Genomic DNA, 14,440 nt, shown 5'->3' on the forward strand with positions numbered 1-14,440 from the left:
AGCCTTCGCCTCCCCGCCGCCATCCTCATTCCTTCACGATGCCTTCACGCCAGGCATAGACGGCGGCCTGCGTCCGATCGGTCAGGTACAGCTTGCCCAGGATATTGCTGACATGGGACTTGACCGTCTTTTCCGAGATGGTGAGGCGCATAGCGATATCCATGTTGGACAGGCCGCCCGCAATGCATTGCAGAACCTCCATCTCCCGATCGGTCAGGTCCCCGTGCAGCGGGGCCGCCCCCTCCTTCCCGCCCCGCTTGCGCGTGACCATGGTCATCATCGCCTTGGCGATACGGGGGCTCAGCGTGCTTTCCCCCACCGCCGCCCGGCGCACGGCACGGACAAGGTCCTCCGGCGTCGTGTCCTTCAGAAGGTAGGAGATGGCGCCGGCCTGGGTCATGGGCGCCACATGCTCCTCCCCCTCATGCGAGGTGACGATGATGATCTGGCTGCGCGGACTGACCTGCCTGATCTGGCGCACCGTCTCCGCCGCCGGCTGGTCGGGCATGAACAGGTCCAGCAGCACTATGTCAGGCGCATGCCGCATCGCGGCGGATACCGCTTCCACACCGCAGGTGGCGGCGGCCATCACCGCGATGTCCGGGGCGGTGGCCAGGAAGGCGATCAATCCCTTGCGGACCATGGCATGGTCGTCGGCCAGGATAAGGGTGATCTTGTCGGTCATGCCCCATTCTTCCATGACAGCCTGACCTGTGTTCCCACACCGATGGCGCTTTCCATGGCAAATGTCCCGCGCGGCAGGTCGCGGGTCCGGTCGCGCATGGAGATGATGCCGAACCCGTCCGATTTCCGGCCGGTATCGAAACCGACACCATTGTCGGTGACTGTCAGCAGGGTCGTGTCGCCATTGATCCTGCCGGCGATGACGATCTTCGCCGCCTTGCCGTGCCGCACGGCGTTCATCAGCGCCTCCTGCACGATGCGCAGCACCTGATGCTCCGTATGGGCGTTGCCGGATTGGATGGGGCCGCAATGGTTCAACTCGATGGTCACGGTGAAACGGCGGCGGAAATCATCAACGATGATACGCATGCGGTCGTGAAGCGAGGTGTCACTGGTTCCCGACGGGCGCAGCTGGGTGATGATCTGCATGAGGTCGTGCTGGGCCTCGCGGGTGATCGTCTCCGCTTCAAGCATCTGTTCGCGCGCCGCCTCCATCACCGCCGGCTGTGCCCTGGCCGCCGCCAGTTGCAGGCCCAGGGCGAATAGTTTCTGCTTCACCGTGTCGTGCAGTTCCCGCGCCATGCGGTTGCGTTCATCCGTTACGGCGAGGTCCTGCTTCAGGCTGAGGGATAGGGCCAGATCCTGCGCCATGTCGTTCAGGTGCTGGCTGTGGCGGATCAACACGTCATCGTTGGGCAGTGCGATGCGCACCTGGAAATTTCCCCGCCGCCAGCTTTCCGTCACCTCGTTCATCCGGCCCAGTTGCCGCGTCACATAGCGGGCAGCCACCAGACCACAGGCAATGCCAATGGGCACAGAAAGCAGGATGACGGCTCCGATAGCACTCAGCAGGAATTCCACGATGCTGCGGATCTGGATCCAGATATCGAATTCGGCGATGTAGAGGACCAACAGGCGGCCCATGTTCCCGCCATCGGCATCCTGGATGGGCATCTCCACCCAGATCGGCCCGTTATCCGCCAGCCAGGCGGCGCCATCCGCGTCGACGGGCATCTTGCTGCGCGCAGCGAACAGGGGGGCCACCTGTTCGGGCAGAATGGCGGGGTCGGACAACAATGCACGCCCCTGCCCATCCTCGATCCGGATATAGACTTCGGGCCGGCTGGAATTGGCGATGCGATAGATAGAGGCGCCATCGCCATGCTCGATATTGAGCAGTTTCTCGCGGATGCTGTTGACCGCCTTGTCCCGCCATCCGGCATTGCCGGGATCGCGGATCGCCTGTGCCACGGCCAGCCTTTCACCGGCCACGCGCTGTTCGACATTCACAAGCGTCACGGCCTTGTGAAAATCCCTGTAATCATTGATGCCGTACAGGGTGACGATCAGCAGCGTCATGGCGCAGAAGGCAAGCAACGTGTAGCTGACAGCCAGTTGGAACCATAAACGCCGTGTGAAAGCCGGAAGATAATCAGGCCAGTTCCTCATCCATCCACCCTTCCCGCCAGCCGGATTTCGCCATCCGATCTTCAGCAGGATAAAGGACAGATCGAAAACCGCCTCCTCCTTACGGCGGATGTGCGGCCAGGAAAAGCCCATAGGATCGGGCGCCAGGTATCAACCCGAAGCCCTGGAGCCTTCGTTCATGACCGGTCACAAAGCCTCTGTTTTCCTGCGTTCCATCCCGCTGGCGGCAGGTCTCGTCCTCATCGCCGCCACGATCGCCCAGGCTGCGGATAGCCTCTCCCCTGCTCCGGAAGGGGAATTCACATCCCCTCTGGATGGGCCGACATCAGCAAATGATTGGAAACTTTCCGCCGGCATTGCCACCCTCTACATGCCCGCCTTCGCCGGTTCCAAGGATTACCAGGCCATGGTGCTGCCCGATATCAAGCTGGAATATCGGGACGAATTCTTCGCGTCGCTGTTCGACGGGGTGGGTTACAACCTGATCAACAATGACGGATGGCGGGCCGGCCCGATCATGAAGTATGATTTCGGCCGTACCGAGGATGACGACAACCCCTTCCGCATCGCCGGCAAGAAAACCAAGGCCCTGCGCGGGCTGGGCGATGTCGATGGAACGGTCGAACTGGGCGGCTTCGTCGAATATAATTTCGATCCGGTCAGCTATACGGCGGAACTTCGCCAGGGTGTGGGTGGGCACAAGGGCCTGACGGGGGAGGTCGCCATCAGCTACATGGGTATGCTGGACGGGTTCGGCCCACCGGTGATTTACGCGATCGGTCCCCGTGCCACCTTCGCCAATGCCAAGTACAACAATGCATATTTCGGCATCAGCAGGACCCAGTCGGCCAATTCCGGATTGGACCGGTACACGGCCGATGCCGGTCTGGTGTCATACGGGCTTGGCGCGTTCGCCATGATGCCCGTGACCGACAGCCTGTCGCTGGGCCTGATGGCCCGATATGACCGTCTGGGCAGCGAGGCGGCGGATTCCCCCCTCGTCCGCGAACGCGGCCGGAAGAACCAGATGATGGGCGGCCTGCGCCTCACATACGAGTTCGGTTTCTAGAACGGCTTACGGGTGGATTTCCGGCAGCACCCGGCCGCCAGCCGTCACCGGCTTCGCTTCGATCAGGATGAAGGCGATACGGCAGATTTCGGTTGGTGACGGGTTGCGCCAGAGATGGTTGGTGGCCCGCTGCACCACGATATCCCCGGCCGCCAGCGGCGTCACCGACCCGTCATCCAGTTCCAGTTCGAGCACGCCCGACAGCACGATGCCGTAATCGATGGAATAGGATCGGTGCAGGGGTGACGCCTTGCCCGGCAGCATGTCCACGATGCGGATCACCGACCCGCCATGCAGCGTCTTGCCGGCGGCCAGCATGCCGTCGGTCCCGTCATTCAGATCGGCCGGGACGGTCGGTGTGGCCCAGACCAGTTGGAAGGCCGCATCGCCGCTGTCGATCAGGCTGGGGGTCAACGTGTCGACGGCACGGATGATGGAGATGCCATCGTCATTGTGATCGGTGACGATACGGCGAAAGGACGGGGTCATCGGGAACTCCGGACACGGATGAACAGGATAAGAGCGATGCCGGCCACCAGCAGGGAACCGGCACCGATCAGCGGCAACGTGTCGATCACCGCCCCCATACGCAGGGCCAGCGCCGGCACCACCAGGGCTGACAGGAACTGGCCGATGGCGAAGCTGGATTGCCACAGGCCGGTCCCCCTGCCTCGCACCTCGAACGCCAGGGCCGACATGGTCCAGGTCAGCAATGTGGGCAGCAGCAGGCCGGCGGCGATCTGCCCGACAAAGGCCGCCGCGATGAACCAGCCTTCGTCGGGCGCGTTGCCCATGGCGACGAAAGCGGCCGCCATCAAGGCGAATTCGCCGGCCAGCAGCAGGCGCACATCGCGTCTGGCCAGGGCCCAGAAGATCAGGCTGCCCAGCGGCGTGCCGATGCTGGCCAGGGCCGACAGCAGGCCGATGCGGCCGGGATCGGTGACGCCGAAGCCGGGCAGCACCGTGCCGACATTGATCTGGATCGTGTAGAACAGGATGGCGGCCAGCACCGTGGCCCCGCAGGTCAGCGCCATGTGACGGCCCGGCAGCAGCGACCAGCCCGGCATGGATCGTTCTACCCGTGCCGGTTCCCGCACCAGCAGCAGCACCGCCAGCGCCATGGGCCAGCACAGGCCATAGACCAGGAACGGCGCCTGCCATCCCTGCCGGCCCAGCAATCCGCCCAGCGCCAGGAACAGCAGGGCGGAAACCGACGCCACCGCCGTCTGCGACGACAGAAAGCGCTCCCGCGTCCGCCCGTCGAACAGATCGCCAATCAAGGTGGTGCTGAGTGTCAGGATCAAGGCCTCGCAGATGCCGACCAGCACACGGCTGGCCAGGATCTGATGCAGATCGTCCAGCATCATCGGCGCCATGCCGGCCAGCCCATAGGCCAGCATGGCGATGATCAGCAGCCGGCGCCGCCCGAACCGGTCACCCAACAGCCCGGCGACGGGGGAGAACAGCGCGATGCACAGACCCGGCAGGGTCAGCAGCACCGGCACCAGGAATTCCACCCCCGGAACATGGGCGAAGGCCGCACTGATCTGCGGTGCGACGGGCACCAGCAACAGAATACCCATCACCGCCGATGTACAGGGCAGCAGCAGCGCCAGACCCTGTGCCAAACCCGCCTTTTGTGCGCTTTCCATCCCCGCACCCATCAGAAGCTGACCGAACCGCGCAGCCCATAGGTGCGGGGCGGACGCAGGCCGTTATAGACGACGTTCAGGATTGGCCGGGTGAAGGAGGTGGAGTAGATATCCTTGTCTTCGATATTGTTCACGAAGGCCGTCAGCGACCAGCCCTGACCCGGGGCATCCAGCGTCAGCCAGGCGTCGGACGTCATGTAGCCGCCCTGATGCTGTTCCGGGCGATAATCGATGGACAGGAACCGCCCGCTTTCGATGCGGCTGCGGGCCCCCAGCACCAGATCATGGTCGGGCGACAGGGTGAAACTGTGGCTGTAGGTCAGGTTCAGCGACCATTTCGGCGCATTCACCGCCGGCTTGCCCGAACAGTCGATGGTGAACAGCCGGGCGGGTGCCGCCACAGGCAGCGAGGTATTGGGCGTGACGCTGCAACCGCTGGGCAGCGGCGCGCCGGCGGCGGAAATGGCCGTATAGACGAAGCTGTTATATTTGGTGTCCATGTACTGAAGGTTCACGCCGAATTCATCGGCCGGGGTCGGGCGGAACTGCGCCTCGATCTCCGCACCCACCATCCGGGCCTGACCGACATTGGCCGTTACCGCCGCCTGGGTGAACACGCCGGGTGCCGTTTCCACCGGCCCGATATAGCCCACCTGCTGGTCCTTATAGTCCCACCAGAAGGCTTCGGCGTTCAGTTGCAACCGGTTGTCCAGGAAGCGGTTCTTCGACCCGACCGTATAGGCCGTCAGCTTCTCCGGATCGAAACTGTTGTTGCGCACGGCGGCGAAGAAGCCGCCCGCCTTGAAGCCGGTGGCGACATTGGCATAGAGCAGGGATTGCGGGCCGGCATCGAACTCCACCCCGCCTTTCCAGGTCACACTCTCGAAATTCTCATCCCCCGTGGCCAGCAGATAGGGCGGGTTGGGATTGGCGGCACTGCTCTGGCGCACCGGTGTGGCCTGCTGCTTGTTCTCATGGGTGTAGCGGACGCCGGCCACCAGACGGAAACCGGGCTGCAGGTCGTAAGTGCCCTGGCCGAACACCGCCTTGCTGGTGGTTTCCAGGTTGGGCATGAAGGTCGTCGTCGACAGCCCGCCCTGGAAGAAGCTGTTATAGGCGTCCATCTTGTCCTTGAACCAGAAACCGCCCAGGACATAGCGGAAAGCCTGCGCATCGTCGGACGCGAACCGCACCTCCAGGGAGCTTTGCTTGGACACTTCCTGCACCGTGCCCTGGAAGCCGGGGCTGTACATGACGAAGTCCGGCCGGCTGTCGCGGTAGGCTGGCAGCACCGTCAGGGTGCCGGCATCGAAGCTGTAATCCAGCGTCGCCGACACGCCCCAGAATTCACTGTCGATGAAGCCGTCATCCTCAGGCGGCACCACCAGACCGGAATTGACCAGACCGGCGAAGCGGGTGCGCAACTCCGCAATGCTGGCCGCCTCCGACCCGCCGATGCGGTCGCCCACGGCGGGGGCGGTGGGCGTCAGGCTGCCCGGCACCAGCACGGAACCCACGCCCTTGCCGCCCTGGTGATAATAATCACCGGTCAGCAGCAGGCTGACCCGTTCCACCGGCTCCCACAGCAGGGACGCACGGCCGGCCTCCCCTTCCTCGTCATCATACCCGTCGGACAGATAGCCGTCGCGATCCACCAATTGCCCGGCGATGCGCAGGGTCAGGGTATCGCTGACGGGAGCATTCAGCATGCCGGTCAGCTTGCGGTGCTGGTAATTGCCGATCTCCAGCCCCACCTCGCCCTTCGTGCCGCCATTGTCCGGGCGGTTGGGGATGACGTTCACCGCACCACCGGTGGCGTTGCGGCCATAAAGCGTGCCCTGTGGCCCCTTCACCACCTCCACCCGCGCCAGATCGAAGAAGGCGCCGACCGGGGCCGTGGGCCGGCCGATATAGACGCCGCCATAATTGAAGGCGATGGCATTCTCCGCAAAGGAATTGGGACCCAGCGAGCCGACGCCGCGCAGGTAGAAGCCGGTATTGGACCCGCCCGCCGGCTGCACCACCAGGGCCGGGACCAGCCGCGTCAGGCTGGCGGCCTCCGTCACCCCGGCATTGACCAGATCGGCGGCACCGATGGCCGACACGGCCACGGCCACCTTCTGCAAATTCTCCGACCGGCGCTGGGCGGTGACGATGATTTCCTCCAGCATGCCCTGATCGGCGCTCTGGGCGCTGGCCGTGACGGCGGACAGAAGGGCTGTGGTCAACAGCAAGGTGGCGCGCATGATGGTTTCCTCCCTGGTTCTTCTTGAAGTTCCCGGAAGGCAGGCGGACGGGTTCAGTGCCGCCAAATAAAGGCGGCCTGTCATTCATCTGGATATGGAAGCGGTTTCTGCTCCCCCGGCCGTTGGCCGGCATCTCCCCGATCGCCGGCCTATGGACCGGTCAAATTTTCTTTGCTGATGGAACCATAACAGCCGCAAATGCATCGGCGAAATCGTATTTCACGATCCGACCTATCGCCCCGACCAATAGTTCACCCGGCATCCTGTTCGGCCGCACAGCGCCGCATCAGGCCCCGGAACCAGACCAGGGCCGGGTCGCGCTGGAAATGCCGGTGCCATTGCACCATCTCCGTCAGGACGGGAAATTCGATGGGCAGCGGCAGGATGCGCAGCGGCAGCCTGTCCACATAAAGCCTGGCCAGACGCTCATGCATCGTGGCCACCAGGTCGGTGCCGATCAGCATGTTGGGCACGGTGGTGAAATCAGCCACGAACAGCTCGGCATTGCGGCTGTAGCCATAGCGGTCCAGGAACCATTGATCGAAGCTGGGCGCGCGTTTCATGCCGAAACGCACCAGCACATGGCCCATTTCCATATACTGCTCGAAACTGATCGTATCGCCCAGCTTGGTATTGTCCTTCCAGGTCACCACGACATGGGTGTCGGTGAACAGCATCTCCTTGGGATGATCGGGATGGGTGAAATTGTCGGGCGTGACCAGGAAATCCACCTGGCCGCGCGACAGCCGCTCCAGCACCAGATCGTCCATCCCGTCGATCTCCACCTTGATGCCGGGGGCCAGGCGCCGCGCCTCGCGGATGACGCGGGCCAGAAGCACCTCCGTCACGTAATCCGACGCGTGCATGCGGATGGTGCGGGTGGCGGTGGCGGGGTCGAAGCTGGGCTTGGTCTCGATGGTGGACTGGATCTGCATCAGGATATCGCGCACCGGCACCGCCAGGCTTTCGGCCAGCGGCGTGGGCACCATGGACCGCCCGATCTGGGCCAGGATGTCATCATCGAAAAATTCGCGCAGCCGGGCCAGATTGCCGCTGACCGCCGACTGGCTGAGGTTCAGGCGATGGGCGGCGCGCGACACGCTGCGTTCCTCCAGCAGCACGTCCAGCACGACCAGCAGGTTCAGGTCCAGCTTCTGGAACCGCATCTTTCATCCCCCCAATCCATCGGCCAGGCCGATAGTTCGCCTCCATAAATACGATTTTGGCGATGGAGGTCGAGCCCTTAACGTGCCCGCATCGAAAGAAGCGGAGTTGAGGCCCCATGGACGCGACCGATTATGGCCGCCTGTTCGACCTGTCGGGCAGAACCGCCCTGGTCACCGGCGGGCAACGCGGCCTGGGGCTGGGCATCGCCACGGCCTTGGCCAAACATGGGGCCAGCGTCTGGATCTGCTGCGAGGATGAAGCGGCCGGTGAGGCGGTTTCGGTTGATCTGCGCACCCAGGGCCTGGCGGTGCAGGCCATCGCCTGCGACGTGACCGACCGTGTGGCCCTGGCGGCGATGGTGGAGCGGGTGGGTCGGCTGGACATCCTGGTCTGCAACGCCGGAGTGGCGCCGCATGCCGGTCCCATCGCCACGGCCAGCGACACCGACTGGCAGGCGACGATGAGTATCAACCTGCAAAGCGTGCTGTGGCTGACCGGACTGGTGCTGCCCGGCATGGCGGATGCTGGTGGGGGCAGTGTCATCATCATGTCGTCGATCGCCGGGCTGCGCGGGAACAAGGCGCTGGGGCTCTATGGGCTGTCCAAGGCCGCCAATGCGCAGCTGGCCCGCAATCTGGCCGTGGAATGGGGACCATCCAACATCCGGGTCAACGCCATCTCCCCCGGCTTCATCCGCACCGATCTGGCGCGTGACCTGCTGGCCAATCCTGCCTTCATGGAAAAGCGCATGGCCATGACACCGCTAAGGCGGCCGGGCGAGGTGGCAGAAGTCGCCGGCGTGGCCCTGATGCTGGCATCGCCCGCCGGTGGCTTCGTGACGGGGCAGAACATCGTCGTCGATGGCGGCACGCTGATCACCGACGGCAATTGACGAGGCATAAGATGCATATCCTGGTCACCGGCGCCGACGGGTTTGTCGGCAGCCATCTTGTCCGCCGCCTGCTGGACGGTGCCCTTGCCTTCGACCGGCTGACCCTGGTCGATCAGCGCTTTGCCGAGGCGGCCACCGATCCGCGTGTGCGACAGGTGGCCGGCAGCATCGCCGATCCCGGTATCTGGGCCGGGGTGGTGGATGGCGGTGCGGATATGGTCTTCCATCTGGCCAGCATTCCAGGCGGGCTGGCGGAGCGGGAATTCGATCTGGGCCTGTCGGTCAACCTGCAGGGCACCATCGGCCTGCTGCAAGCCTTGCGGCTGCAGGCCAAACCCGCCCGGCTGGTCTTCGCCAGCAGTGTCGCCGTCTATGGTGATCCGCTGCCGGATGTCGTGGATGACGACACGCCCACAGCCCCCACCCTGTCCTATGGCGCGCAGAAACTGGCGGCGGAACTGCTGGTGACGGATTACAGCCGGCGCGGCTTCATCGACGGACACAGTTTGCGCCTGCCTGGCATCGTCGCCCGCCCGCCGACGCCGTCGGGCCTGATCTCCGCCTTCATGAGCGATGTCATGTGGGCGGCAGCACGGGGGCAACCGGTATGCGTGCCGGTATCGGCGGGTGCCGTCTGCTGGTGGATGTCGGTTTCCTGCTGCGTGGACAATCTGCTGCATGCGGCCGGTTTGAAGGCCGACAGGCGCGTCTGGCTGCCACCCGTGCTGCGCCTGACCATGGGCGAACTGGTATCGGCCCTGGAAAACCGGTTCGGTGCGGTGGATATCACCTACGCCCCCGACGCGATGGTCGAGGCACGGTTCGGCCGGCAGCCGCCCATACAGGCCGACTGCGCGCTGGTAGCCGGTTTCCGCCATGATGGTGACGTGGACCGGCTGATCACGGCGTCGCTGGGGCTTTAATCCGCCATGATGGCAACCGCCCGCGTCCATCCCGCCGACGCGGCGCGGACCTTCACCGGGAAGCACGCAACCGTGAACCCCGTTGCCGGCAGCGTCTCCAGATTGGCCAGCTTCTCCATGTGGCAATAGCCGACATCCTTGCCGACATAATGCCCTTCCCAGATCAGGGAAGCGTCACCCGTCTCCTTGAACCGGGCGGCGGTATGCGGGAACGGCGCATCCCAGCTCCAGCCATCGATGCCCGTCACCCGCACACCGCGTTCCACCAGGTACAGCGTCGCCTCCCGCCCCATGCCGCAGCCCTTGGCCAGGAATTCCGGCGTGCCATAGGCGGCCCCGGCGGTGGTATTGACCAGCACGATGTCCAGGGGCTGCAGCACATGGCCGATGCGGGCCAGTTCGGCTTCCACCTCGGCCGCCGTGACGACATGCCCATCCGGCAGATGCCGGAAATCCAGCTTCACGCCGGGGCGGAAGCACCAGTCCAGCGGCACCTCATCAATGGTGATGGCGCGTTTGCCACCATCCATCGTGGAGTGATAGTGCCAGGGCGCGTCCATGTGGGTGCCGTTATGGGTGGAGATTTCCACCCATTCCGCCGCCGGCCCCTCGCCATCGGGAAGCTGTTCGGCCTTCAGGCCGGGAAACATCCGGCAATATTCCTCCGCCCCCTCCTGATGGGACGCATAGCGGATCTTGGGCCGCATGAAGGGCGGGTCGGCCGGGACGTCGTTTTCCAGATGCACGGACAGGTCGATGATGCGGGGCATAGGGTCACCTCGGGTGGATAACAGCGACGCGCAGGCAGGAACCGGGGCGCATCTGGCAGGACAGGCGGATGGCGGGATCGGTGATGTCGAGCTGACGGCGCAGATGCGCCTCGCCCTCACCCATCGGTCCCGGATCGCCATCCAATACACGCACACGGCAGGTGCCGCAGATACAGCAACCGCCACACAGGGCCGTGATCGCGTCACGGCCCTGTGTGGCGATTGCCTGCATCAGGGACTGGCCGGGAGCGACGGGGATGTCCCGCACCTCCCCCACCAGTTGCAGTGTGACATTCACGCCGTCCGCCCGCCCAGCGTATCGGCGAACCAGTCGGCGATATAGTCGCGGCCGAACGACATATTGTCGGCCCCGACATGTTCCACCCCGCCCTCGCGGTCGGTGAAGATCTTCAACTCGCGCTTGGGGGAATTGACCAGCTGGTCATAGGTCTGGTGGGCATAATCGACGGAGATCTGCCGGTCCTTGGCGCCATGGGTGACCAGGAAGGGCACCTTGATCCGGTCCAGCATGCCGTTCAGATGCATGCCCTCCGCCTTGGCGAAGAAATCATCCATGTCCTTGGCACCGAACACCCAGCTGACATGGGCCCAGTAATGCGGCACGGGGTTCTCCCCTTCCCGGTTCAGGCGCTTCTGCTGCACTTCCCGCCAATCATGGTTGGCACCCCAGACGGCACCGGACGCGAAGCGCGGCTCGAACGCGACCGCGCGCGGGGTGAAATAGCCGCCCAGCGAGATGCCGACCATGCCGATGCGGTCGGCGATCACGTCCGGACGGGCTGCCAGCCAGTCGAATACCGGCGTGGCCCAGCGCTCCGTCTCATGCGTGGCATAGAGATGGTTGGCGCGCAGCGCCTCGCCCGTGCCCGGCTGGTCGATGCACAGGGTGGATATGCCGCGCCGGGCCAGCGCATGCGGCAGCCAGGACCAGAACAGCAGTTCCTTGCTGCTGTCCAACCCGTTCACATACAGCACGCACGGCGCTGGGCCGTCCACGCCCTCGGCCTTGGTGAACAGGCCGGGGATGAAACTGTCGCCAAAGGGGATTTCGACACGGGTGCAGTTCTCGCGTGCCAGGACCACGCCCTTGCGGAAACTGTCCTGGCCCTTGGCGAACGTCTCCTCCCGGCCCGGATGGCCATGGCCCTGCATACGCTCGGCCGTGATGTAGTAGAGCGAGGCACGCTGCAATTTGGCCCCGGCGGACAGGGCGCGTCCCCGCGCCTCATCCTCCGCCGCCAACGCCACCAGCTTGTCGCCCATGGCGACCCACTGCGCCAGGAAGGCACCGGTGCCGGCATCCTCGCCACGGGCCGCCGCCTCCAGCAAGGGGCGGCACATATCCTCGATCTCGCCGACCCGCGCACCGCTTTCGATGGCGATATTGACCGACAGGTTCCAGATGTAATTGTTCGGGAAATACTGGAAAAGTGCCATGGATCAGACCTCCGCCGCCTGGAACAGGCCGGCATCGGGGACGGGATGCGGCATGGTCTGCGGGCCGCCGCTGCCGGCACCCCACTGGTCCATGGTCTCCGGGGTCGGCACATGCACGCCGGCCACCCAGGTCGCCTCGTCCACCCGCTCCAGTTCGGCCGTGTATTCCACGGCGAAGCCGGCGGGCGTGGTGAAATAGCTGAACGTGTTGTTGCCGGCCGTGTGGCGGCCGGGGCCCCAGCGCAGTTCCACCTCCTGGCGCTTCAGCTTACCCACGCCGCGCATCATCGCGTCCATGTCGGCCATGTCATAGGCGACATGGTTCAGGCAGGGCGGGCCGGGCAGGATGGCGACCCGGTGGTGCCATTCATTGCAGCGCAGGAAGCACATGAAATCGCCCAGCCAGTCCGACACGCGGAAGCCCAGGACATTGACGAAGAAATCCACGGCCCCTTTGTGATCGGGCGAGTGCATGACGATATGGCTGATCTTTTCCGGCAGCGCCTCCTTGGCGGCCACGTCGCGCGACGGGCCGCGTTCCACGCCGGCGGATATCTCGAAGCTCAACCCATCCTTGCCGAAGAAGCGGAAGCCGTAACCGCCGCCAAAACCGGTCAATTCCCTGGGCGTGAAGATCACGCGACAACCGGCTTCCACCACCTTGTCATGCAGCGCATCCACATCGGCATTGGTCTCTGCCGCCAGGGCGATCACGTCCACGCGCTTGGTTTCCGACGCGCGCAGGCGGACGACATAGAGTTCCGGCGAGCCTTCGGCCGCCAGATAGACCAATCCATCCCGGGCCGCCACCTCGCGCAGACCCCATTTGTCGCGGTAGAAGGTGCGTTCGGTCTCCAGGTCGGGCACGGCATAGCCGACATAGCGGATATCGGTAACGCGGTTCATTTCAGGGTCTCCTCAAAGCGGTTGGGCCAGGGCGGCCATGGTGGCATTCATCAGGCGGGGATGTTCCTCGCTATGGACGCCGCTCTGTTCGATCTCGCCCAGGCGGACGGAATTGTTGACGACCAGGGCGGCCCGGTCGAAACGCCTTGCCATGAAGGCACTTAGTGCTGCAGGCAGGCTGTCGGCGGCGGCCAGTTCCGCGCCCAGCACCACCGCATCCTCCATGGCCATGCCGGCCCCGCTGGCCAGATGCGGGGTGGTGGCATGGGCGGCGTCGCCGATCAGGATGGTCCGGCCGGTATGCCAGGGGCCGGGCAGCAGCAGCGCCTCCAGCGGCCGGAAATTGATGATGCTGTCATCGGTGATCTGATCGCGCACGAAGGCGATGGCGCCACCGAAGCCGGACAGGCGCTGGCGCAGCAGATCGGGCAGGTCGGCCGGCGTATGCCGGGTGTTGGGGGCAATGCTCTCCAGCGCGAACAGATACATCTTGTCGGCGGCACATGGGTTCACCCCGGCCTTGATGGGGGCGCCCAGATACATCTCCACCCCCGTCACCTGCGGCGGGCGGGGCACGGTGATGCGCCAGCAGGCTTGGCCGGTGAAACGCGGCCGGGGTGCCTCGGGAAACAGCAGGGTGCGCATGCGCGAATAGATGCCGTCGGCCCCGATGACCAGATCGTAACGGCCTTCGCGCCCGTCGCTGAACTGCACATCCACGCCCTCCGCATCCTCGGTCAGGCTGTCCACGGTGACACCCAACCGGATGTCAGCTGCCGCAGTACGGGTCCGGCTGGCCAGCATCTCATGCAGGATCGGGCGCATGATGCCGCCGCCGGCCGGCAGGTCGGCGGCCAGGGGCGGCGTGGCGATCTCCCCGATCGGGTGGCCCTGTGGCGTAAACAGACGGGTGTCCGACGCGCAATAGCCGTGCTGGCGGAAATCCTCCAAGATGCCAAGATGCTGGAACGCCCGCAGGGTCGGGCCGGTGATGGAGATGCCGGCGCCATAGACCCGCCAGTCCGGGTCCTGGTCCACCAGATCGATCTCAATCCCAAGGCGGGACAGGACCAGGGCGGCCGACATGCCGGCGATGCCGCCGCCGACGACAAGCGCATTGCGGATCAAGGGCACAATGATTTCCTCCCGGACCGCCGTAATCAAACGGCAGCCCGCCTCGCCCGCCGACAGAACGGCGGATCGTTATTCTGGGAATGGGTGGTGGCCGCCGCCGTCGCGGAACGC

14 protein-coding genes are annotated in these 14,440 nt (G+C 64.8%); 3 read left to right on the top strand and 11 right to left on the bottom strand.

The window, feature by feature from the left end:
- Positions 1-25: 25 nt before the first annotated feature.
- Together ACM9HJ_RS04795 and ACM9HJ_RS04800 are read right to left on the bottom strand one after the other, a co-directional pair.
- Complete coding sequence (locus tag ACM9HJ_RS04795; RefSeq protein WP_416570556.1) at positions 26-685, bottom strand: LuxR C-terminal-related transcriptional regulator; 660 nt, start codon at positions 683-685, stop codon at positions 26-28.
- Positions 682-2,133, bottom strand: coding sequence for a histidine kinase (locus ACM9HJ_RS04800; RefSeq protein WP_416570557.1), 1,452 nt, complete (start codon positions 2,131-2,133; stop codon positions 682-684). Before ACM9HJ_RS04800 ends, ACM9HJ_RS04795 begins: the two co-directional genes overlap by 4 nt.
- Positions 2,134-2,290: 157 nt before the next feature.
- On the opposite strand from ACM9HJ_RS04800, the gene ACM9HJ_RS04805 reads away from it, so the two are divergent.
- Positions 2,291-3,181: a MipA/OmpV family protein gene (locus tag ACM9HJ_RS04805; protein ID WP_416570558.1), complete on the top strand. Its 891-nt coding sequence runs from the start codon at positions 2,291-2,293 to the stop codon at positions 3,179-3,181.
- Between the two features lie 6 nt (positions 3,182-3,187).
- On the opposite strand, the gene ACM9HJ_RS04810 is transcribed toward ACM9HJ_RS04805, so the two are convergent.
- The 4 genes from ACM9HJ_RS04810 to ACM9HJ_RS04825 all read right to left on the bottom strand — a co-directional run bounded on the left by ACM9HJ_RS04810 (position 3,188) and on the right by ACM9HJ_RS04825 (position 8,245).
- A complete protein-coding gene (locus ACM9HJ_RS04810) occupies positions 3,188-3,670 on the bottom strand; it encodes a cupin domain-containing protein (RefSeq protein ID WP_416570559.1) in 483 nt (160 codons plus the stop codon).
- Entirely contained in the window at positions 3,667-4,833 is a 1,167-nt protein-coding gene (locus ACM9HJ_RS04815; RefSeq protein ID WP_416570560.1) for an MFS transporter, read from the bottom strand. The genes ACM9HJ_RS04810 and ACM9HJ_RS04815 overlap by 4 nt, the downstream gene beginning before the upstream one ends.
- A gap of 11 nt (positions 4,834-4,844) precedes the next feature.
- Positions 4,845-7,079, bottom strand: a complete 2,235-nt coding sequence (locus ACM9HJ_RS04820; RefSeq protein ID WP_416570561.1) for a TonB-dependent receptor — start codon at positions 7,077-7,079, stop codon at positions 4,845-4,847.
- Between the two features lie 251 nt (positions 7,080-7,330).
- Entirely contained in the window at positions 7,331-8,245 is a 915-nt protein-coding gene (locus tag ACM9HJ_RS04825) for a LysR family transcriptional regulator (RefSeq protein ID WP_416570562.1), read from the bottom strand.
- A 116-nt stretch (positions 8,246-8,361) separates the two neighbouring features.
- Between ACM9HJ_RS04825 and ACM9HJ_RS04830 the strand changes: the two genes are divergently transcribed.
- Together ACM9HJ_RS04830 and ACM9HJ_RS04835 are read left to right on the top strand one after the other, a co-directional pair.
- Positions 8,362-9,138: an SDR family NAD(P)-dependent oxidoreductase gene (locus tag ACM9HJ_RS04830; protein WP_416570563.1), complete on the top strand. Its 777-nt coding sequence runs from the start codon at positions 8,362-8,364 to the stop codon at positions 9,136-9,138.
- A gap of 11 nt (positions 9,139-9,149) precedes the next feature.
- Positions 9,150-10,061, top strand: coding sequence for an NAD-dependent epimerase/dehydratase family protein (locus tag ACM9HJ_RS04835; RefSeq protein WP_416570564.1), 912 nt, complete (start codon positions 9,150-9,152; stop codon positions 10,059-10,061).
- On the opposite strand, the gene ACM9HJ_RS04840 is transcribed toward ACM9HJ_RS04835, so the two are convergent.
- The 5 genes from ACM9HJ_RS04840 to ACM9HJ_RS04860 are packed head-to-tail and all read right to left on the bottom strand — an operon-like array spanning position 10,058 to position 14,329.
- Complete coding sequence (locus ACM9HJ_RS04840) at positions 10,058-10,831, bottom strand: cyclase family protein (RefSeq protein ID WP_416570565.1); 774 nt, start codon at positions 10,829-10,831, stop codon at positions 10,058-10,060. The genes ACM9HJ_RS04835 and ACM9HJ_RS04840 overlap by 4 nt on opposite strands.
- A 4-nt stretch (positions 10,832-10,835) precedes the next feature.
- On the bottom strand, positions 10,836-11,129 hold the full coding sequence (locus ACM9HJ_RS04845; RefSeq protein ID WP_416570566.1) for a 2Fe-2S iron-sulfur cluster-binding protein: 294 nt from the start codon (positions 11,127-11,129) through the stop codon (positions 10,836-10,838).
- Positions 11,126-12,289, bottom strand: a complete 1,164-nt coding sequence (locus ACM9HJ_RS04850) for an alpha/beta hydrolase family protein (protein WP_416570567.1) — start codon at positions 12,287-12,289, stop codon at positions 11,126-11,128. The genes ACM9HJ_RS04845 and ACM9HJ_RS04850 overlap by 4 nt, the downstream gene beginning before the upstream one ends.
- A 3-nt stretch (positions 12,290-12,292) precedes the next feature.
- On the bottom strand, positions 12,293-13,195 hold the full coding sequence (locus tag ACM9HJ_RS04855; protein WP_416570568.1) for a VOC family protein: 903 nt from the start codon (positions 13,193-13,195) through the stop codon (positions 12,293-12,295).
- Between the two features lie 12 nt (positions 13,196-13,207).
- A complete protein-coding gene (locus tag ACM9HJ_RS04860) occupies positions 13,208-14,329 on the bottom strand; it encodes an FAD-dependent oxidoreductase (protein WP_416570569.1) in 1,122 nt (373 codons plus the stop codon).
- Positions 14,330-14,440 lie beyond the last annotated feature (111 nt).

Origin of the sequence: Niveispirillum sp. KHB5.9 (assembly GCF_048066115.1) — a bacterium.
Lineage (GTDB): Bacteria > Pseudomonadota > Alphaproteobacteria > Azospirillales > Azospirillaceae > Niveispirillum.